The sequence below is a fragment of the Anaerobacillus sp. MEB173 genome (assembly GCF_052119505.1).
Lineage (GTDB): Bacteria > Bacillota > Bacilli > Bacillales > JBJMAU01 > JBJMAU01.
The window spans coordinates 1-1,726 of record NZ_JBJMAU010000044.1 but is presented as its reverse complement, the minus strand read 5'-3'; the positions used below and the strand labels follow the sequence as shown (position 1 = coordinate 1,726).

At 33.1% G+C, this 1,726-nt stretch carries 1 protein-coding gene and 1 tRNA gene; both read left to right on the top strand.

Translation table 11 applies throughout. The features are described 5' to 3' along the window. Positions 1-130: 130 nt before the first annotated feature. Positions 131-1,441, top strand: coding sequence for a DUF4139 domain-containing protein (locus ACJ2A9_RS23440; RefSeq protein ID WP_441424111.1), 1,311 nt, complete (start codon positions 131-133; stop codon positions 1,439-1,441). 205 nt (positions 1,442-1,646) lie between these two features. Then, a tRNA-Thr gene (locus ACJ2A9_RS23435) sits at positions 1,647-1,719 on the top strand. Positions 1,720-1,726 lie beyond the last annotated feature (7 nt).

Sequence of the window (1,726 nt, the reverse complement as noted above, 5' to 3'; positions counted from 1 at the left end):
AAAATTCTCATCGAAAAAAGTCTAACTTATGTTAGGCTTTTTTCGATTGTAAAAAAGTATCAAAATAACATGAACACCCTTGATATTTTCGTTTGAAAAGTGAGAAAATTGAACTGTGGGGGTGCCTTAAATGAGATATACTTCTTCAAATGAAGAAACGACACAACTGAGTATTACCATTTACAATGGTGGTTTTGGTCTTGTTAAGGAAAGTAGAAAGCTGTTTTCAAATGAAAATTGTTCAGAAATACAATACATAGATGTTGCAGAAAAAATTGAAATTGATTCAATCATTGTTACAGGTCTTCATATTTTAGAATTTAATTTTGATCATGATTTAGTTAGTAGACAAAAATTGCTGGAAAAATATTTAGATCAGGTAGTTACTGTCTTTGATAAAATACAAAGTATTAGGACCGAAATAAGATTATTGAGTGTAACAGATGGAATTATAGGTGAGAGAAGTGACACAAAGGAAATTGTTATTAATCCAGCAGGAGAGTTAATCTTACCTTCATTACCAAATGGGTTAATAGTAAAGCCAACTTTAATTTGGATGATAAAAAATCAGCAATTAAATCAAGATATAAATGTTTCTTATTTAACTAAGGGAATGTCATGGGAAGCAAATTACGTTTTGGAGTTAGCTGATAACACGTTTAATCTTACTGGTTGGGTTTGTATTGATAATCAATCTGGGACGACCTTTAAAGAAGCCGTGGTAAAAGTGATTGCTGGTGATGTTAATCGTGTAGATAATTTCCAACCGCTCGTAAATAATGAGCGTGTATACAGTAGTATGGTCGATTTTGAAGATGAAGAAGAATTCACTGAAAAAAGCTTTGCTGATCAACATATGTACTCACTAGGGAGAAAAGTTACATTGAAAGACCATCAAAAGAAGCAAATAAACTTCTTGAACATTACGAATGGAAAATATAAAAAATATTATTGTGTTGATAAATACTCGTCAAAAGCAGAAATAATAATTGAGATAATGAATACGGTTGAAAATCAAATGGGGATTCCTATTCCAAAAGGTATGATTAAAGTGTATCAAGCAGATGTTTCAGACAAACTCCTTGAATTTATTGGTGAGGACCATGTTGATCATACACCAAAGAATGAAGTGATTAAGCTTGGACTCGGGAAAGCTTTTGACATTATTACTAAAGGTAGAGAAAAAAAGCGATATAAATTAAGTCAACGAGAATACGTAGAGTTTGAATATGAAATTACCAATTATAAAGAAGAAAAAGTAGCGGTGAAAATTGAACATTATATCTCCGATCGCCATTGGGTAATAGATGAGGCAACACATGAATTTGTTCAAGAAGATGGGCAAAATATCAGCTTTTGGGTTGATGTTGAGCCTGAGGGAAAGACGTTTGTTTCTTTTAGGTATTGTGTGGATAATTCAATTAATGTGAACTTAGCATAGAATGTTTCCTTAGTTCCTTAGTATAAAGAAAATAAATTGTGTTGACTAAACTGATTGTGGAAACGAGGCTGTCGCTTATGAGGCAGCTTCTTTTGTTTGAGTTAACTAGAGTTTTAGTATATTTAAGAAATTGTTTTAAGAGTCTTCATTAAAATTATTTAGCTCAGCTGGGAGAGCACCTGCCTCTCATCCTCCACCATAACAAGCCGGCCTAGCTCAATTGGTAGAGCAACTGACTTGTAATCAGTAGGTTGGGGGTTCAAGTCCTCTGGCCGGCACTGTAAT

Bases quoted from the DNA above. Each gene is read 5' to 3' on its own strand.
- ACJ2A9_RS23440 (WP_441424111.1), top strand. From the start codon at position 131: ATGAGATATACTTCTTCAAATGAAGAAACGACACAACTGAGTATTACC.